Below are 21,481 nucleotides of genomic sequence, written 5' to 3' on the forward strand. Positions count from 1 at the left end.
AATATTTTATAATCTTACATAATTAAAATACACTGATATTATTAAAGTATAATATCTGTCATAAATAATAAATTGATAACATTAACTAAATTTAGTATTTAACTTTTTTTTAAATAACATGCAAACTATTCAAATTTTCAGGATTTTATCTACCTATTTGTAAAAAAATATTATATGACGTACACTATTTTAACAATACTTATTACTACTATTATTTTATAAAAATTTTAGTATTATTTACAACAATATTAAATTATAACATGAATTACATATAATACATCTATTTATATGAATACAATTTTTTATTATTAAATAATTTATTAAATATATATTTAAATTATAGTTTTACATTTTATTATCACTGTGCTTCATAGTATATAATTATTTTTATTAATAAAATATTTTGTTTATTATGATAAAAAAAAGACACTGTAATCACCTAAGTGAATACGATGATCATCACAAATTTCTTGTAGATCTTCCTAAAATTACTCAAAAAATGGAATATTTTAGAATATTATATAGTCCTAAAGAGTTTAGTGATGCACTATTATATGCTATTTCTCAAGCAAATAATCATATTTATTTAGTTACACTCTATTTAGAAAGCGATCAAGGTGGTAAAAAAATTATTGATGCTTTAATTCAGGTTAAAAAACTTCGTCCGAAAATTAAAATTAATATTTTGGTAGATTGGCATCGTGCTCGCAGAAATCGTATTGGTTCATCTGAAAAATACACAAATATTGATTGGTATTTAGACATCATAAAAAAATATCCTAATACTGATATTGCTATATACGGAATTCCAATTAATATTAATGAAGCCTTAGGAGTTCTTCATTTAAAAGGATTTATTATTGATGATCAGATACTATATAGTGGAGCTAATTTAAATAATGAATATTTACATATAAACAATAAATACAGATATGATCGATATCATATAATACGTAATCAACAATTATCTAATATTATGTTGAATTACATTGATAAAGAATTGCTGTCTTCAAAAATAATCAATAAATTAGAATATAAAGATTCTCTAAAAAAAATCAATAAAAATAACAACAAAATTTATTTATTACGTCGTAACCTGCGAAACGTTTGTTATCATTACCAAGGCAATGCTACATTTGACGAATTGTCTATTACTCCATTAGTTGGTTTAGGAATACACAGCACACTTAATCAAACTATTTATCATTTAACTTGTTCAACAAAAAATAAAGTTATACTATGTACTCCTTATTTTAATATGCCAAATATATTGATACGAACTTTAATTTGTTTATTATATCAAGGAAAAAATATAGAAATTATTGTAGGAGATAAAATTGCTAATGACTTCTATATACCTGCATCTCAACCATTCACATTAATTAGTGCTCTACCATATTTATATGAAGTAAATTTACGCCATTTTTCAAAAAAACTGCAGAAATATATTGATAATAAACAATTAATAGTACGCGTATGGAGAGAAGGCAATAACGGATATCATGTTAAAGGTATTTGGGTGGATGATGATTGGCAATTAATTACTGGGAATAACCTTAATCCTAGATCTGCAAGATTTGACTTAGAAAATGCTTTACTTATACATGATCCGGATAAATTGCTTATTCATCATAAAAACAAAGAACTAAATACAATTCGTATGTATACACGTCGCATAAAACACTACACATTGTTACAAAACATATCTGATTATCCAATAAAAATAAGACAGTTACTTCACAGAATACATAAAATAAGATTTGATAAATTAATTAATCGAATTTTATAAAGAAATAAACTTATTTTCATGTGTGTTAAAATTTAAATGAATAACACACATGAAAAACAACAACAATCAAAAATCTCAGGTATTGCGAAGTTAAGTTCTCACGGGTCATTAGTATCGGTTAGCTTAACGCCTCACAACGCTTACACACCCGACCTATCAACGTCATAGTCTTTAACGTCCCTTTAGGAGGATTTTAATCCTCAGGGAAGACTCATCTTGAGGCAAGTTTCCCGCTTAGATGCTTTCAGCGGTTATCTTTTCCGCACATAGCTACCGGGCAATGCCATTGGCATGACAACCCGAACACCAGAGGTGCGTCCACTCCGGTCCTCTCGTACTAGGAGCAGCCCCTCTCAATCTTCCAACGCCCACGGCAGATAGGGACCGAACTGTCTCACGACGTTCTAAACCCAGCTCGCGTACCACTTTAAATGGCGAACAGCCATACCCTTGGGACCTACTGCAGCCCCAGGATGTGATGAGCCGACATCGAGGTGCCAAACACCGCCGTCGATATGAACTCTTGGGCGGTATTAGCCTGTTATCCCCGGAGTACCTTTTATCCGTTGAGCGATGGCCTTTCCATACAGAACCACCGGATCACTAAGACCTGCTTTCGCATCTGCTCGAATCGTCATTCTCGCAGTTAAGCTAGCTTATGCCTTTGCACTAACCTCACGATTTCCAACCGTGATTAGCTAACCTTTGTGCTCCTCCGTTACTCTTTAGGAGGAGACCGCCCCAGTCAAACTACCCACCAGACACTGTCCTTGATCCGGATAACGGACCTAAGTTAGAACATCAAATATCAAAGGGTGGTATTTCAAGGACGGCTCCATAAAAACTAGCGCTTTTATTTCATAGCCTCCCACCTATCCTACACATTAATATTTAATATTCAGTATCAAGCTATAGTAAAGGTTCACGGGGTCTTTCCGTCTTGCCGCGGGTACGCCGCATCTTCACGGCGAATTCAATTTCACTGAGTCTCGGGTGGAGACAGTCTGGCCATCATTACGCCATTCGTGCAGGTCGGAACTTACCCGACAAGGAATTTCGCTACCTTAGGACCGTTATAGTTACGGCCGCCGTTTACCGAGGCTTCGATCAAGAGCTTCTCTTTTTCTACAAAGATAACCCTCTCAATTAACCTTCCGGCACCGGGCAGGCGTCACACCGTATACTTCCACTTTCGTGTTTGCACAGTGCTGTGTTTTTAATAAACAGTTGCAGCCAGCTGGTATCTTCGACTGGTTTCAGCTCCGGAAGCAAAAACATATTTTGTTTTTGTTCTTTCACCTACATTCCAGCGTGCCTTCTCCCGAAGTTACGGCACCATTTTGCCTAGTTCCTTCACCCGAGTTCTCTCAAGCGCCTTAGTATTCTCTACCTGACCACCTGTGTCGGTTTATGGTACGATTAGATATAATCTGAAGCTTAGAGGTTTTTCCTGGAAGTATAGCATTAATTCCTTCACCATTTTCATGGCTCGTCATTACGCCTCAGTGTGAAAAAGATCGGATTTTCCTAATCTTTCCACTTACACGCTTAAACCGAGACAACCGATCCTCGGAGAACCTAGCTTTCTTCGTCACCCCATCGCAATTATATCTAGTACAGGAATATTAACCTGTTTCCCATTAGTTACGCCTATTGGCCTCACCTTAGGGATCGACTCACCCTGCCCCGATTAACGTTGGACAGGAATCCTTAGTCTTTCGGCGAGCGGGTTTTTCACCCGCTTTATCGTTACTTATGTCAGCATTCGCACTTCTGATACCTCCAGCATGCTTTACAACATACCTTCTCAGGCTTACAGAACGCTCCCCTACCCAATACAAATTTTAAGCTTTAATAAAATTTACTATTAATAAATAAATGATACTAATCAACAAAATATATATTGTCGCAGCTTCGGTGCATGATTTAGCCCCGTTACATCTTCCGCGCAAGCCGACTCGACCAGTGAGCTATTACGCTTTCTTTAAATGATGGCTGCTTCTAAGCCAACATCCTGGCTGTCTAAGCCTTCTCACATCGTTTCCCACTTAATCATGACTTGGGGACCTTAACTAGCGATCTGGGTTGTTTCCCTCTCCACGACGAATGTTAGCACCCGCCGTGTGTCTCCCGTAATAACATTCTTTGGTATTCGTAGTTTGCATCAAATTGGTAGTCTGGGATAGACCCCTAATCGAAACAGTGCTCTACCCCCAAAGATGAATTTACGAGGCGCTACCTAAATAGCTTTCGGGGAGAACCAGCTATCTCCCGGTTTGATTGGCCTTTCACCCCTAACCACAAATCATCCGCTAATTTTTCAACATTAGTCGGTTCGGTCCTCCAGTCAGTATTACCTAACCTTCAACCTGTTCATGGTTAGATCACCGGGTTTCGGGTCTATATCCTGCAACTGAACGCCCAGTTAAGACTCGGTTTCCCTATGGCTCCCTTATTCAGTTAACCTTGCTACAGAATATAAGTCGCTGACCCATTATACAAAAGGTACGCAGTCACGCAAAAAATTTATTTGTTCATCGCGCTCCTACTGATTGTACGTACACGGTTTCAGGTTCTATTTCACTCCCCTCGCCGGGGTTCTTTTCGCCTTTCCCTCACGGTACTGGTTCACTATCGGTCAGTCAAGAGTATTTAGCCTTAGAGGATGGTCCCCCTATATTCAGACAAGATATCACGTGTCCCGTCCTACTTACTGAATTACAATAACCAATATATTTTCAGATACGAGGCTATCACTCTATATTGCTAATTTTTCCAAATTATTCTCTTAATATATTGAGATTATATTACATAATTCTGGCTACTCCCTGTTCGCTCGCCACTACTAAGGGAATCTCAAATTGATTTCTTTTCCTCAGAGTACTAAGATGTTTCAGTTCCTCTGGTTTGCTCCATTTAGCTATGAATTTACTAAATGACAATGCACAACTTTAAATTGCATTAGGTTTCCCCATTCGGAAATCACCGGGTCAAACGCTTCATATCAGCTTACCGATGCTTTTCGCAGATTAGCACGTCCTTCATCGCCTTTGACTGCCAAGGCATCCACCGTGTACGCTTAAATCACTTAACTTCGCAATCCTCAGATTTCTGATTTAATTATAAAACTTGAGAAATACTTTTAATACATCAAATATATATTTTCAATCATACCCTGTTATTAATATAAATATCACACAATATATTACAAATTCTAAAATATCACACCATCATAAAAAATCATACTATATATTGACTGTATATAACCAAAATATAAATTATTATTTATAAATAAGCTCGATCTAAAATACAGAATATTTATTTTCAATATTTCAAAGTTTAAGTATTAAGCATTTTCCTAATTGTTAAAGAACAAACAAATACTACTTTCTTTATTTAAAAAATAATCGATTGTCCCCTAGGGGCTTCGAACCCCTGTTGCCGCCGTGAAAGGGCAGTGTCCTAGACCTCTAGACGAAGGGGACTGAGCCACCCTACCTAGTAAACAACCAAAAACAAAAAATTAACATTTATATAATAATCAATGTCTACATGTTTTTAAAACAAAAAAACAAACAATTTATGTGGGCACTTTACTATCATATATTTTTTATAAGTAAGGAGGTGATCCAACCGCAGGTTCCCCTACGGTTACCTTGTTACGACTTCACCCCAGTCATGAATCACAAAGTGGTAAGTGCCCTCCCGAAGGTTAAACTACTTGCTTCTTTTGCAACCCACTTCCATGGTGTGACGGGCGGTGTGTACAAGGCCCGGGAACGTATTCACCGTGACATTCTGATCCACGATTACTAGCGATTCCGACTTCATGGAGTCGAGTTGCAGACTCCAATCCGGACTAAGACGTACTTTATGAGGTTTGCTGGCTCTCGCGAGATCGCTTCTCTTTGTATACGCCATTGTAGCACGTTTGTAGCCCTACTCATAAGGGCCATGATGACTTGACGTCATCCTCACCTTCCTCCGGTTTATCACCGGCAGTCTCCTTTGAGTTCCCGACTTAACTCGTTGGCAACAAAGGATAAGGGTTGCGCTCGTTGCGGGACTTAACCCAACATTTCACAACACGAGCTGACGACAGCCATGCAGCACCTGTCTCAAAGCTCCCGAAGGCACTCTCATATTTCTATGCGATTCTTTGGATGTCAAGAGTAGGTAAGGTTCTTCGTGTTGCATCGAATTAAACCACATGCTCCACCGCTTGTGCGGGCCCCCGTCAATTCATTTGAGTTTTAACCTTGCGGTCGTACTCCCCAGGCGGTCGATTTAACGCGTTAGCTCCGAAAGTCACAGCTCAAAGTCTACGACCTTCAAATCGACATCGTTTACGGCATGGACTACCAGGGTATCTAATCCTGTTTGCTCCCCACGCTTTCGTACCTGAGTGTCAGTTATCGTCTAGGGGGTCGCCTTCGCCACCGGTATTCCTCCAGATCTCTACGCATTTCACCGCTACACCTGGAATTCTACCCCCCTCTACGAAACTCTAGCTTACCAGTTTCAAATGCAGTTCCTAAGTTGAGCTCAGGGATTTCACACCTGACTTAATAAACCACCTGCGTACGCTTTACGCCCAGTAATTCCGATTAACGCTTGCACCCTCCGTATTACCGCGGCTGCTGGCACGGAGTTAGCCGGTGCTTCTTATATGGGTAACGTCAACTGACATCGGTTTTAGCAATGCCAAATTCTTCCCCATTGAAAGTGCTTTACAACCCGAAGGCCTTCTTCACACACACGGTATAGCTGCATCAGGGTTTCCCCCATTGTGCAATATTCCCCACTGCTGCCTCCCGTAGGAGTCTGGACCGTGTCTCAGTTCCAGTGTGGCTGATCGTCCTCTCAGACCAGCTAAGGATCGTAACCTAGGTAGGCCATTACCCTACCTACTAGCTAATCCTATCTGGGTTCATCCAACGGCATAAGGCCTTCTTACGAAGGTCCCCTACTTTGGTCAATACTATACGACTTTATGCGGTATTAGCTATCGTTTCCAATAGTTGTCCCCCTCCATCGGGCAGATCCCCAGATTTTACTCACCCGTTTGCCGCTCGCCAGACAAAGCAACTAAAAAAGTTACTTCCTGTTGCCGCTCGACTTGCATGTGTTAAGCTTACCGTCAGCGTTCAATCTGAGCCATGATCAAACTCTTCAATTTAAACCAAGCTCTCATTCATCAAAAAAACAAATTTGTTAATTTTTGCATAAATAAAAGTAACCAAATTAACTCTTTTGTGTTTTTTAAATGAAATTTAATACCATAATCTTATATGCGCTCAAGTGCCCACATAAATTGTTATAACATTCAATTGTTAAAGAACATACACTCATCATACACATTTTCAATGTTTTAAAAATATGCAAACAGAATTATAATTATCATCAATTTGAATTTATGTCAATAGTATTTATGCTATTTTCATGATTTAATAATCATGATTAAATTATTTTAATTTAATTTTTTACGATTGTATAAAATCCACTTAAATTATTTTATATTTTATAAAATATTATTTGTATCATGATATTACAATTAAAATTCATATTATTATGCATAACTTTTCAACCATACAATATATTTCAATTATTTAATTTACTATTTGTGAGGATGCTATGACACAATCATCACTACGTATTCGTCGTGTATTAATCAGTGTATTTGATAAATCCAATGTTTTAGAATTCGCTCGGTCATTGGTTCAAAAAGGTATTCAACTATTATCTACTGGAGGTACAGCTCAAATGTTATCTAATGCTGGTTTATCAGTACTTAAAATTTCTGATTATATTGGGATGCCCGAAATCATGAACGGACGAATCAAAACACTACACTATAAAATATATGCCGGCATTTTAAGTAGACAAGGATTAGATGATGCTGTCATGCAGCAATATAACATTGAATCAATTGATATGGTAGTAATCAATTTTTATTCAATTGATCTTTCTCATACACAACACGAAAAATCTTCTCAAGAAAAAATAATAGAAAATATTGATATCAGCGGCCCAAGCATGGTAAGAGCAGCGGCAAAAAATTACAAAAATGTAGTTACCATAGTCAATCACAATGATTACACAAAAATTTTAGATGAAATTAATTATCATAATGGACTAATTAGTTTAAACACTCGTTTTAATCTAGCTGCGAAAGCATTTAAATACGTCACTGAATATGACCAAAAAATTTCTGATTATTTTAATTATCAATTACAAAATAATTATCACACCCCCATAATTGACAGCAATAACTATAATCAATCTCATCACTTTTTTCCTAAAAATTTAGATTTTATGAACCTTAAATTCATAAAAAAACAAAATATACGTTACGGAGAAAATCCACATCAACGAGCAGCGTTTTATGTAGAAACACTCGCACAACAAACAGGATCCATTGCTACCGCTCAACAATTACAAGGAAAACCACTGTCTTACAACAATATCATAGATATGGATACAGCTTTAGAATGTGTAAAAATGTTTAATGCTCCGACTTGTGTAATTGTTAAACATATGAACCCATGCGGTGTAGCTACATCTGACACTATTTGTACTGCATACATTAAAGCTTATCAAGCAGATCCTATTTCTGCATTTGGAGGAATTATTGCTTTAAATTGCACTTTAGATAAAGACACAACTCAAGCCATTATTACACAACAATTTGTAGAAGCAATAGTCGCTCCAAATATTAATCAAGATTGTTTTAATATTTTATCTAACAAAAAACATATACGAGTATTAAGATGCGGTACATGGACCTCATCACGAATATCAGATATAGATTTTAAACGAATTAATGGAGGATTATTAATACAAGATTGCGATATGATAAAAAACTTAAAAAATTTAGAAATAGTTACTACCTGTCAACCAACAAGAAAAGAAATGAAAGATGCGTTGTTTTGTTGGAAAATTGTTAAATTTGTTAAATCTAACGCAATTGTTTGTGGTAAAAATTATCAAACCACTGGAATTGGTGCTGGTCAAATGAATAGAGTACATGCAGCACAAATCGCCACCTCTTTTAAAAAACCAGGATCATTAAATATTAAAGGATCAGTGATGGCCTCAGATGCTTTCTTCCCGTTTCCTGACATCATACACATTGCTTCTAAAATGGGCATTCATTGTATTATACAACCCGGAGGATCTATTCGAGATCAAGAAATTATTAATACCGCTAATCAATATGACATCGCGATGATTTTCACACATGTTCGTCATTTCAGACATTAATTATTTAAAACTTTTACAAACCTTTTTAAGCATTCGCGTCATGTATACTTATATATATACTTATTTATTAAAATAAATAATGATAATAACACCAATTAATTCTATAATTATGAGTGTAATATTCAATTATTTCTGAGCAAAAAAATACATTATATATTTTATACTACACCCGTTTTATGTATAATAATAAAATTATAATAATCAAATTCCTTTAAACTAATCTACTAAATATATAACAACATACATCAGATTTGTTTCTTGATTAAAGAAAAACAAACTTATATATATATAAATATAAATATATGATTAAAAAATTTATCTATTAATTTGTATTTTATTTAATTCTATTTTTACTTATCCGTTTTAAAAACTTTTTACCATATAAAATTTATGATTTAATAATTTTATATAAAAACTAATAACTGAAATTGGGTAATTATATTAAGTTTTATTTAGTCATTTTTTAGATAAAATTCTCAAAAAATCAAATAATATTATAGATAAATAGTATTATGATATAAAAAATAATTTATGACATTAGAACAGCATTATTAATAAATATTTATAATTAAAAAACTACGTATTTAAGGTGTTGTTGCATTCAGCAATTCGGTTAAATTTGCCGACGCTTCGTCTGCTGTTATTTGAGTAGAAATATTTGTTGTTAACATAGACTTTTCTTCTGTTTCATTGATACCATTAATATGACGGTGAGTATTCATGATACGTGCCTGATGATAAGAATAACCAGTTCCAGCTGGAATTAATCTACCAACAATGACATTCTCCTTGAGTCCTCGCAATTCATCTCTCTTTCCAGCTACAGATGATTCTGTTAATACTCGCGTTGTTTCTTGAAAAGATGCTGCAGAAATAAATGATTCTGTAGCTAATGATGCTTTAGTTATACCCAACAAATTATGTGCGAAAATTATTTTAATTTTTCCTTCTTTTTCTAATTTTCTGTTAGCAATTTTAATACGTGAATATTCTACTTGTTCACCTGTCAAAAAATCAGAATTTCCCGACTTAATAACAGTAGCTTTACGTAACATCTGACGAACAATAACTTCTATATGTTTATCATTAATTTTTACTCCTTGTAAACGATACACATCTTGCACTTCATTTACAATATAACGAGTAACTGCATGTACTCCACGTAACCTAAGAATATCATGCGGAGATTCTGGTCCATCAGAAATAACATCTCCACGATCCACATATTCGCCTTCAAAAACATTAAGATGACGCCACTTAGGGATCATTTCTTCATAAATATCACCATTATTTACAGGAGATATCATTAAACGACGCTTGCCTTTTGTTTCTTTCCCAAAAGATACAATTCCACTAATTTCTGCTAAAATTGCTGATTCTTTTGGACGTCGTGCTTCGAAAAGATCAGCTACACGAGGTAAACCTCCAGTAATATCTTTAGTACCACTACTTTCCTCATATGGCAATCTTGCTAATGTATCTCCACAAATAATTCTAGACCCGTCAACTAATTGAACTACACTTCTGCTAGGTAAAAAATATTGTACTGGAAGATCTGTACCCGGCATAAAAATATCGTAACCATTAATATCAACTATTTTTAAAGTAGGTCTCAAATCTTTAGCATTGCTCACACGTTCAGCAGTATCTAATACTACAATCGAAGTCAACCCTGTCAATTCATCAGTTTGTTTAATAATACTCTGACCATCTATCATATCAATAAACTTAATAAAACCACTTACTTCTGCAATTATCGGCATAGTATGTGGATCCCAATAAGCTACTATTTCACCATGTGTTACTTCTTCTCCATTTTTCTTAGTCATTACAGATCCATATGGTAATTTATAACTTTCTTTAGTACGAGAAAATTTATCAATAATTTTAAGTTCAGTATTACGAGATATAATGACTAATTTCCCTTCTCCATTTGTTACAGATTTCACATTTTTTAAAGAAATAGTACCTTTATTTTTAATTTGAATACTTGATTCTAAAGCAGATCTGGAAGCAGCCCCACCAATATGAAAGGTACGCATAGTTAATTGAGTTCCTGGCTCACCTATAGATTGAGCAGCAATCACACCAATCGCTTCCCCCTTATTCACAAGTTGACCTCGTGCTAAATCTCTGCCATAGCATCTAGCACAAACACCAAAATCGGTGTCACAAGTCACAACAGATCTCACTTTAACAGTATCAATTGAATATGCATCTAAAACATCACACCAATATTCATCTAATAAAGTATTGCGTTTAATTAATATTTTAATATCTGAATCTTTAGATTCCAGAATATCTTCCGCTAAAACTCTGCCTAATACACGTTCTCGTAATGGTTCTTTGACATCTCCGCCTTCAATAATAGGACTTATTATAATACCGGATAATGTATTACAATCATCTTGAGTAATTACTAAATCCTGAGCAACATCTACTAAACGACGTGTCAAATACCCAGAATTAGCTGTTTTTAACGCCGTATCAGCCAGTCCTTTACGGGCTCCATGTGTAGAAATGAAATATTGCAATACATTCAATCCTTCTCTAAAATTCGCAGTAATAGGTGTCTCAATAATTGACCCATCTGGTTTTGCCATCAAACCACGCATACCAGCAAGTTGACGTATTTGAGCCGCTGACCCGCGAGCTCCAGAATCTGCCATCATAAAAATATTATTAAATGAAGCTTGCGCTTCTACTTGTCCATTACGATTTATTACAGTTTCAGTAGCTAAATTATCCATCATCGCTTGCGCGACACGCTCATTAGCTGCAGCCCAAATATCAATAACTTTATTATAACGTTCACCTGCTGTAACCAATCCAGTTTGAAATTGATCTTGTATCTCAGCTACTTCAGACTCTGCTTCATCAATTATATCCGATTTTTTAACTGGAATAATCATATCATCAATTCCTACAGAAGCTCCAGAACGAGCAGCATACTCAAATCCAGTATACATAATTTGATCGGCTAAAATGACCGTAGATTTTAATCCCAATACACGATAACAGTTGTTTAACATAGTGGATATAGCTTTCTTTCCTAAGACTTGATTCACTAACATAAATGACAATCCTTTAGGAATAATCATCCAAAAAATAGCACGTCCTATTGTACTATTAACTAAGCTTGTTTTTTCTAACCATTTTTCATCATTTTTATCATATTTATATTCAGTAATACGTATCTTAACACGAGCATGCAATTCAGCTAAACCTAAACGGTATAAATACTCTGCTTCTTTAGGTCCAGTTAATACCATTCCTTCTCCCTTTGCATTTGAACGTTCACGAGTCATATAATATAAACCTAACACTACATCTTGAGATGGCACAATAATAGGTTCTCCATTAGCGGGAGATAAAATATTATTAGTAGACATCATCAATGCTCTGGCTTCCAATTGCGCTTCTAATGTTAATGGCACATGCACTGCCATTTGATCTCCATCAAAATCAGCATTATAAGCAGCGCAAACCAACGGATGTAACTGAATAGCTTTCCCTTCCACTAACACTGGCTCAAAAGCTTGAATACCTAATCTATGTAATGTAGGAGCACGGTTTAACATTACTGGATGTTCTTTGATGACATTTTCAAGAATATCCCATACTACAGCCTCTTCCCGATCTACCATTTTTTTAGCAGCTTTAATAGTATTAGCAAATCCTTGTAATTCCAATTTTCCATAAATAAATGGTTTAAACAATTCTAAAGCCATCTTTTTAGGTAACCCGCATTGATGTAATTTCAAATAAGGCCCAACAGTTATTACTGAACGACCAGAATAATCAACCCGTTTTCCTAAAAGATTCTGACGAAATCTACCTTGTTTTCCTTTAATCATATCAGCTAAAGATTTCAAAGGACGTTTATTAGAACCAGTAATCGCACGTCCTCTGCGTCCATTATCTAACAATGCATCTACTGCTTCTTGAAGCATTCTTTTCTCATTACGGACTATTATTTCTGGTGCTGCTAAATCTAATAATCTTTTCAATCGATTATTTCTATTAATAACACGACGATATAAATCGTTTAAATCAGAAGTAGCAAAACGACCGCCATCTAATGGAACTAATGGTCTTAAATCAGGAGGTAATACAGGTAAAACGTTCAAAATCATCCATTCAGGTTTGTTTTCAGAATGCATAAATGCTTCAACTAATTTGATACGTTTTGTTATTTTTTTACGTTTAGTTTCAGAATTACTGTCTTCTAATATCTCTCGTAAGTATTCACATTCATTTTTTAAATTTATATTTTTTAATAAAATTTGAATAGCTTCAGCTCCCATCTTTGCTTCAAATTCATCCCCAAATTCTTCTAATGCATCTAAATATTCTTCTTCAGTTAAAATTTGATGACATTCAAGACTAGTCATGCCACTTTCAACTACTACGTATGATTCAAAATATAAAACGCGCTCGATATCACGTAATGGCATATCTAATAATAAACCAATACGTGATGGCAATGATTTTAAAAACCAAATATGAGCAGTAGGAGAAGCCAACTCAATATGCCCCATACGTTCACGTCGCACTTTACTTTGAGTTACTTCTACTCCGCATTTCTCACACACCACTCCACGATGTTTTAAACGTTTATATTTACCACATAAACACTCATAATCTTTAATAGGTCCAAAAATACGTGCACAAAACAAGCCATCTCGTTCTGGCTTAAAGGTACGATAATTAATAGTTTCAGGTTTTTTTACTTCACCAAAAGACCAGGATCTAATAGTATCTGGAGAAGCAAGCGCTATTCTAATCGCATTAAATTCCTCTATTTGAGTATGCTGCTGCATCTTAAAAAATTTAAGTAAATCTTTCACAAACAAGCCTTTATTAAAGTTATACTTATTGAACTTGAAAATACAACATAATTTTAAATTATATTTAATATTGTATTAAATATAATTTAAATATTACTCTTCTAGTTCAACATCAATTGCCAAAGAACGAATTTCTTTTAATAAAACATTAAAAGATTCCGGCATACCAGGTTCCATTGTGTGATTTCCATCAACAATGTTCTTATACATTTTAGTACGCCCATTTACATCATCTGATTTTACAGTTAACATTTCTTGTAAAGCATATGACGCTCCATATGCTTCCAAAGCCCATACTTCCATCTCACCAAAACGTTGACCTCCAAATTGAGCTTTTCCTCCTAGTGGTTGCTGAGTCACTAAACTATAGGAACCAGTAGAACGTGCATGCATTTTATCATCTACCAAATGATTTAATTTCAACATGTACATATAACCTACAGTAACCTGTCTTTCAAATATTTCCCCTGTACATCCATCAAACAATGTAATCTGACCTGAAGTAGGTAATCCAGATAATTCCAAAAGATCCTTAATTTCTTTTTCCGTAGCACCATCGAATACTGGAGTAGCAATAGGCATACCTTTTTTTAAATTATTGGCTAACTTTAATATTTCTTCATCAGAAAATTTATCAAGATCTATATGCTGACGCGATCCTTCTCCTAAATTATATGCTTGTTGAATAAATCTTCTTAATTGATTAACTTCTTTATACTGTTGTAGCATGGAATTTATTTTATCTCCAATACCTTTTGCAGCCATACCAAGATGGGTCTCTAAAATTTGACCAATATTCATTCGAGACGGCACTCCGAGAGGATTAAGTACAATATCCACTGGCACTCCGTTCCGATCATATGGCATGTCTTCAACAGGATTAATTTTAGAAATTACCCCTTTATTTCCATGGCGTCCTGCCATTTTGTCACCGGGTTGTATTTGACGTTTCACAGCTAAATACACTTTAACTATTTTTAATATTCCAGGAGCTAATTCATCTCCTTGAGTGATTTTACGATGTTGAATTTCTATTTTTTTTTCAAACATACGTTTTAAATCAAAATATTGTTTATGTAATTGAGATAATTGGTATTGTTTATCTGTATCTAATAATATCAGATTGAACCAAGAGTTACGGCTAATTTCAAACAATTTTTCTTTTTCAATACCACTGCTAATTAATACATCATAAACACGATCAAACAAAGCTGCTTCAAAAATTTGTAGCTCTTCATTTAAATCTTTTTTAACTTGCTCTAATTTAGTAGACTCAATTATTAGCGAACGCTTATCTTTATTAACACCATCCCTAGTAAATATCTGCACATCAATTACGGTACCGCAGACTCCATTAGGAACACGTAAAGATGAATCTTTTACATCAGAAGCTTTCTCACCAAAAATAGCACGCAACAACTTTTCTTCAGGTGTTAATTGGGTCTCCCCTTTTGGAGTTACTTTTCCAACAAGAATATCTCCTCCTATTACTTCTGCACCGATATAAATAATTCCAGATTCATCTAGTTTAGATAACGCTGTCTCTCCTACATTTGGAATATCAGCCGTAACTTCTTCAGGACCTAATTTAGTATCTCGAGATATACAAGTTAACTCTTGTATATGTATACTTGTAAATCTATCTTCTTGCACTACGCGTTCTGAAACTAACATTGAATCTTCAAAATTATATCCATTCCAAGGCATAAATGCAATTCGCATATTTTGACCTAAAGCTAATTCTCCTAAATCAGTAGATGGTCCATCTGCTATCACGTCTCCATGTTCTACTGATTCTCCTAAAAATACGCAAGGACGTTGATTTATACAAGTATTCTGATTAGATCGAATGTATTTAGTTAAATGATATATATCAATACCTGATTCCTCAGAATGCACTTCATCTTTGTTAACATGAACTACAATACGCGATGCATCTACGTATTTAACAATACCACCACGTTTAGCCACTGCAGTTACTCCAGAATCTATAGCTACCGCACGTTCCATTCCAGTACCTACTAACGGCTTTTCACTACACACGGTAGGAACAGCCTGACGTTGCATGTTCGCGCCCATAAGAGCACGATTAGCATCATCGTGTTCAAGGAAAGGAATCAATGAAGCAGCAACTGAAACTATTTGTTGTGTAGACACATCCATATAATCAATTTGATCTTTTTTGAAAAGACCTGATTCACCTTTATTTCGACAAGTTACTAAATCATCAATAAATTCTCCTTGAGTATTAAGATTTGTATTTGCTTGAGCGATAACAAAATCACCTTCTTCTATTGCAGATAAATAATGAATATCGCTACTAACAATTCCATTTTGAACTCTACGATATGGAGTTTCTAAAAATCCATATTCATTAGCTCTAGCATATACAGACAATGAATTAATTAAACCTATGTTTGGTCCTTCTGGAGTTTCTATCGGACAAACTCTACCATAATGCGTAGGATGAACATCACGTACCTCAAATCCTGCCCGTTCTCTAGTTAAACCTCCAGGTCCTAAAGCAGATATACGACGTTTATGAGTAATTTCTGACAATGGATTATTTTGATCCATAAATTGAGACAACTGACTAGAACTAAAAAATTCTCTTACTGCAGCTGAAATTGGTTTAGCATTAATCAAATCTTGAGGCGTTAGTATATCCAAATCGCCTAAAGATAATCGTTCTTTTACTGCTCGTTCCACCCGAACTAATCCAATTCTAAATTGATTTTCTGCCATTTCACCTACAGAACGAATACGCCTATTCCCTAAATGATCAATATCATCTACATTCCCTTTACCATTTCTAATATCAATTAACTTTTTTATTACATCTACAATATCATCTTTATTTAATATTCCCGAATCTTCTATTTGAGTCCGTTGTAATGAACTGTTAAATTTCATTCTCCCTACAGCAGATAAATCATAGCGTTCTTCGGAAAAAAATAAGTTTTCAAATAAATATTCAGCAGCCTCTTTAGTTGGCGGTTCCCCAGGACGCATAACACGATAAATCTCTGCTAACGCATCACACCTATCAGTGGTAGAATCAATTCGTAAAGTTTCAGAAATGTAATTACCATAATCTAAATCATTACTGAATAATGTTTCTATAAACATATGTCCTGATTGAATTAAATTATGTAATATATCAACAGATATTTCCGTGTTGGCTGTAACAATGAGCGCTCCTGTATTGTTATCAACATAATCTTTTATAACAACTTTGCCAATAATATAATCTATGGGTACTTCAATTTTTGAAATATTATCTTTTTTTAATTGACGAATATGTTGAGCTGTAACACGACGTCCATTTTCTACATATACAACACCATTAGCGACAATATTAAAAGAAGCTGTTTCACCACGTAATCTTTCAGGTACTAAATGCATATATAATACATTATTACAAAATTCATATACTACTTTATCGAAAAATATATTTAGTATTTGATCAGTGCTATAATTTAAAGCACGTAATATGACTGTTACCGGTAATTTTCGTCTACGATCTATTCTAACAAATAAATTATCTTTTAGATCAAATTCAAAATCCAACCAAGATCCACGATATGGTATAATACGAGCATTATACAGTACTTTACCAGATGAATGAGTCTTACCTTTATCACTATCAAAAAATACACCAGGGCTTCTATGCAATTGAGAGACAATGACTCGTTCGATGCCGTTAATGATAAAAGTTCCATTGTTTGTCATTAATGGAATTTCACCCATATATACTTCTTGTTCCTTAGCATTTTTTACTATATATTCCGGACCATCCCGTTCATAAATAACTAAACTTAGACATACACGTAATGGAACAGAAAACGTTGCACCACGTGTTTGACATTCTTTTACATCAAAAATAGGATCCCCTAAACGATACTTAATATATCTCAATTCAGCGTTACCATTATAACTTTTAATAGGGAAAACAGACCGAAAAGCTGACTCTAATCCACACTTCCCTTTTACATCTTGTTCAATAAATTTTTGAAAAGAATCCAGTTGAATAGAAAGAAGATACGGAATATCCAAAACTTGAGGGCGTTTTCCAAAATCTTTACGAATACGTTTTTTTTCAGTATAAGAATACACCATAAAATTCCCCGGTTAGTTAATATAGACAACTATTTTTAATAAAAATAAGTTGTCTATTACACAAATATTAATGTGAAATAACAATCTAACATATACATTATTTTTTTGAACGTAAAAATAAACAAACCCATTAATGTATTTCTGATACACAACAAAATACTATAATACATATAATCTTTATTGCTATTTCACATTAAATATCATTTATATATTTAGTATTACAAAATATTACAGCTAACAATCAATCATGAAATTTAACATTGTTGATTTGTCTTTATTTGATTTCGACAGACGCACCTATTGTTTCTAAAGTTTTTTTTATGGTTTCAGCATCATCTTTACTTATAGATTCCTTCAAAACAACGGGCGCAGATTCTACCAGTTCTTTTGCTTCTTTTAGTCCCAAACCAGTAATACTGCGTACAGTTTTAATAACCGGAATTTTGTTATTACCAATAGAAATTAAAGAAACAGTAAACTCAGTTTGTTCCTCTACTACTGATTCTGATACATCAGGTTCAGTAGGTTTTAATGCAGTAATAGCAGCAGATACTCCAAATTTTTTTTCCATCATTGAAGTTAACTGTACTATATCCATAATAGACATATCAGAAACAGCGTCTATAATTTGTTCTTTTGTGAGAGACATAAAAATCTCCAAAAATATAAAAACCAAAATATAAAAATATTATATAATCAATTCACTATTTTATTTTTTAAAATTCATATCATTTTGATAAACTATAATTTAGTCTTTTGATTAGATAATACGTGTAAAATTCGTATTAAATTTCCTATACCACTTGTTTTCATCACTGCAATTAACCTAGAAATAGCTTCTTGACGATCAGGCAAATCAGATAAAAGATTAATTTTTGACGCGGGAATGAAATTACCTTCAAAAGCTGCGCCTTTTATTTTAAAATAATCATGATTTTTAGCAAATTTCATAAAAATACGCGCAGAATCCCGAGGTTTTTTCATGGCAAACGCAATAATGTTTTGCCCAATTAAAATATTGCGTAAACATTCTAAAGATGTTCTCTCTATTATTCTTCGCATTAATGTATTTCTAATCACATAAAGATATACATTCAAATCACGCGCTTCTTTTCGCAATGTAGTTACTTCATTTACCGTCACTCCATGCAAAGACGCAACCACCGCTGACAAAGAAATTTTGGCTGTTTCATGAATCTTACAAACAATTCTTTCTTTTTTTTTTAAATTTAATACCATTTGACAACACCTTGATTCAATTTGATATACATATTTAATTTTTATAAATATTCAGTTTTACAAATTCATATACATATATATATAAATGAATCAATCTAACAATTTAGATTATACCCATATATAAATATATATAAGCTATTAACACTATAAATATTTTAATTTTAATTAAATATGCTTTTATAATTATGTTACTAAACAGCCAAACACAAATGATATGCCAAATTATGGCATACCATTTCTAAATTAAAAACTACATAATTCATTTTAACAACATTTTAAATATAAATAACACACAGAAACTCCATTGAATAATAGACTAATTAATAAATTGTGTAAATAATCTATATACAAATACAGATTAATATTAACTTATTAAGATAATCACACATCACATAACATATAAACTATTCTTATCTATAGATAGAGAACAACCCATAGTAGTAGAAACGGTAATTTTTTTAATGTATATCCCTTTATATAACATAGGTTTAACTTGTTTTAAAGACACTATTAAAGCTTCTAAATTTTCTTTGAGCTGTACCACATCAAAATTAATTTTTCCAATAGTAGAATGAATAATGCCATGTTTATCATTTTTATAACGTATTTGACCTGATTTAACGTTTTTGACTGATTCTGCTACATTATCAGACACAGTTCCCATTTTAGGATTAGGCATTAAACCTCTTGGCCCCAAAACAGGCCCTAACTTGCTGACTATATGCATAACATCAGGAGATGCAATAACAACATCTGGTAAAAGTTTTCCATTTTTTATTATATCAAACAAATCTTCTAACCCTACTAAATCAGCTCCCGCATTTTTAGCTAATATCACATTATCACCTTGAGTAAAAACAATAACATGAATATCACGACCTATACCATGCGGCAAAATAACACTACCACGTACATTTTGATCAGATTTACGTGCATCAATTCCCAAATTAACAGCGGTATCAACACTTTCAATGAACTTAGTTTTTGTTATTTTTTTTAGTAATTTTAATCCATCTAACACATCATATTGTGTAGACATATCTACACAACTTCGTATCATATTCATCCTTTTACTTAACTTACTCATATTCAATAATCTTCCACTTCAAGTCCTATAGAACGAGCAGTACCTATAATAGAACGCGATATCGATTCTATATTAGCACCCGTCATATCAACAGCTTTAATTTTAGCAATATCATAAATTTGAGCACGTGATACCTTACCAATATTTATAATATTTGGTTTTTCAGATCCAGATTTAATATTTGCAGCTTTTTTTAATAATATCGCAGCAGGAGGAGTTTTGGTAATAAATGAAAAAGAACGATCAGTATAAACAGTAATGATCACTGGAATAGGCAACCCCGTTTCAATTTTTTCAGTACTTAAATTAAACGCTTTACAAAATTCCATAATATTAACACCTTGTTGACCTAAAGCGGGACCAATAGGAGGACTAGGATTAGCTGAGCCAGCAGGAATTTGTAATTTAATATAAGTTTGTATTTTTTTTATTACCATATCGCTCGTCCTAACAATAAAAAAATTATTAATAATATTTCTATTTTTTATTTATTTCATTTAATATAATAATTACAAAAAACAAAAATTCTATTCTATCATACACACTTTTATAAGTATAAATCCATCAAAATATAATAAAACACAAAATTAATATTTTTCAACCTGAGAAAAATCTAACTCTACAGGAGTAGCTCGACCAAAAATAGATACTGATACTTTTAAACGATTCTTCTCGTAATCTACTTCTTCTACTACAGCATTAAAATCAGAAAAAGGACCATCACTAACCCTAATAAGCTCACCAGGTTCAAATAACGTTTTAGGACGAGGCTTATCTCCTATTTGTTGCAATCTATAGATTATATCATTCACTTCTTTGTCAGCAATAGGAGCAGGCTTATCACACGTTCCCCCAACAAAACCCATAACACGCGGAACACTTTTTACTAAATGCCAAGTAACGTCATTCATAATCATCTGTACTAACACATAACCTGGAAAAAATTTACGTTCACTTTTCCTACGTTGTCCAGCTCTCATTTCAACTACTTCTTCCGTTGGTACCATAATTTCACCAAACATTGCATCCATACTACGTAATTTAATATGTTCACGTAAAGAACGTGCTACACGATTCTCAAATCCAGAAAATGATTGAATAACATACCAACGTTTTTTTAAAGTATCAGTCATA

9 protein-coding genes, 1 tRNA gene and 2 rRNA genes are annotated in these 21,481 nt (G+C 33.6%); 2 read left to right on the plus strand and 10 right to left on the minus strand.

Annotation, left to right across the window (positions count from 1 at the left end):
- Window positions 1–412 precede the first annotated feature (412 nt).
- Window positions 413–1,789: a CDP-diacylglycerol--serine O-phosphatidyltransferase gene (gene pssA, locus Bsayi582_RS02840; RefSeq protein ID WP_500815705.1), complete on the plus strand. Its 1,377-nt coding sequence runs from the start codon at window positions 413–415 to the stop codon at window positions 1,787–1,789.
- An 87-nt stretch (window positions 1,790–1,876) separates the two neighbouring features.
- Here pssA and Bsayi582_RS02845 read toward each other — a convergent pair.
- The 3 genes from Bsayi582_RS02845 to Bsayi582_RS02855 form a co-directional block, all read right to left on the minus strand.
- Window positions 1,877–4,882 (minus strand): 23S ribosomal RNA (locus Bsayi582_RS02845).
- 319 nt (window positions 4,883–5,201) lie between these two features.
- Window positions 5,202–5,274 (minus strand) — tRNA-Glu (locus Bsayi582_RS02850).
- Between the two features lie 132 nt (window positions 5,275–5,406).
- A 16S ribosomal RNA gene (locus Bsayi582_RS02855) occupies window positions 5,407–6,968 on the minus strand.
- Together the 16S and 23S rRNA genes with 1 tRNA gene alongside form the textbook arrangement of a ribosomal RNA operon.
- 455 nt (window positions 6,969–7,423) lie before the next feature.
- Between Bsayi582_RS02855 and purH the strand changes: the two genes are divergently transcribed.
- Entirely contained in the window at window positions 7,424–9,052 is a 1,629-nt protein-coding gene (purH, locus tag Bsayi582_RS02860) for a bifunctional phosphoribosylaminoimidazolecarboxamide formyltransferase/IMP cyclohydrolase (RefSeq protein WP_500815706.1), read from the plus strand.
- Window positions 9,053–9,636: 584 nt separating this feature from the next.
- Here purH and rpoC read toward each other — a convergent pair.
- From rpoC to nusG, 7 genes are all read right to left on the minus strand, one after another.
- Window positions 9,637–13,902, minus strand: a complete 4,266-nt coding sequence (gene rpoC, locus Bsayi582_RS02865) for a DNA-directed RNA polymerase subunit beta' (RefSeq protein WP_500815707.1) — start codon at window positions 13,900–13,902, stop codon at window positions 9,637–9,639.
- A gap of 93 nt (window positions 13,903–13,995) precedes the next feature.
- A complete protein-coding gene (rpoB, locus tag Bsayi582_RS02870) occupies window positions 13,996–18,021 on the minus strand; it encodes a DNA-directed RNA polymerase subunit beta (protein ID WP_500815708.1) in 4,026 nt (1,341 codons plus the stop codon).
- 274 nt (window positions 18,022–18,295) lie between these two features.
- On the minus strand, window positions 18,296–18,670 hold the full coding sequence (gene rplL / locus Bsayi582_RS02875) for a 50S ribosomal protein L7/L12 (protein WP_500815709.1): 375 nt from the start codon (window positions 18,668–18,670) through the stop codon (window positions 18,296–18,298).
- A gap of 92 nt (window positions 18,671–18,762) precedes the next feature.
- Window positions 18,763–19,260: a 50S ribosomal protein L10 gene (gene rplJ / locus Bsayi582_RS02880; protein ID WP_500815710.1), complete on the minus strand. Its 498-nt coding sequence runs from the start codon at window positions 19,258–19,260 to the stop codon at window positions 18,763–18,765.
- A 388-nt stretch (window positions 19,261–19,648) separates the two neighbouring features.
- Window positions 19,649–20,347 (minus strand): 50S ribosomal protein L1, encoded by a 699-nt coding sequence (gene rplA, locus Bsayi582_RS02885; RefSeq protein ID WP_500815711.1) that lies wholly within the window; start codon window positions 20,345–20,347, stop codon window positions 19,649–19,651.
- A gap of 2 nt (window positions 20,348–20,349) precedes the next feature.
- Window positions 20,350–20,784: a 50S ribosomal protein L11 gene (rplK, locus tag Bsayi582_RS02890; RefSeq protein ID WP_500815712.1), complete on the minus strand. Its 435-nt coding sequence runs from the start codon at window positions 20,782–20,784 to the stop codon at window positions 20,350–20,352.
- A 150-nt stretch (window positions 20,785–20,934) separates the two neighbouring features.
- Window positions 20,935–21,480, minus strand: coding sequence for a transcription termination/antitermination protein NusG (gene nusG / locus Bsayi582_RS02895; RefSeq protein ID WP_500815713.1), 546 nt, complete (start codon window positions 21,478–21,480; stop codon window positions 20,935–20,937).
- Window position 21,481 lies beyond the last annotated feature (1 nt).

This window comes from Candidatus Blochmannia sayi (nom. nud.), assembly GCF_059935855.1.

Bases quoted from the DNA above. Each gene is read 5' to 3' on its own strand.
- pssA (WP_500815705.1), top strand. From the start codon at position 413: ATGATAAAAAAAAGACACTGTAATCACCTAAGTGAATACGATGATCAT.
- purH (WP_500815706.1), top strand. From the start codon at position 7,424: ATGACACAATCATCACTACGTATTCGTCGTGTATTAATCAGTGTATTT.
- rpoB (WP_500815708.1), bottom strand. From the start codon at position 18,021: ATGGTGTATTCTTATACTGAAAAAAAACGTATTCGTAAAGATTTTGGA.
- rplL (WP_500815709.1), bottom strand. From the start codon at position 18,670: ATGTCTCTCACAAAAGAACAAATTATAGACGCTGTTTCTGATATGTCT.
- rplJ (WP_500815710.1), bottom strand. From the start codon at position 19,260: ATGGTATTAAATTTAAAAAAAAAAGAAAGAATTGTTTGTAAGATTCAT.
- rplA (WP_500815711.1), bottom strand. From the start codon at position 20,347: ATGAGTAAGTTAAGTAAAAGGATGAATATGATACGAAGTTGTGTAGAT.
- rplK (WP_500815712.1), bottom strand. From the start codon at position 20,784: ATGGTAATAAAAAAAATACAAACTTATATTAAATTACAAATTCCTGCT.
- nusG (WP_500815713.1), bottom strand. From the start codon at position 21,480: ATGACTGATACTTTAAAAAAACGTTGGTATGTTATTCAATCATTTTCT.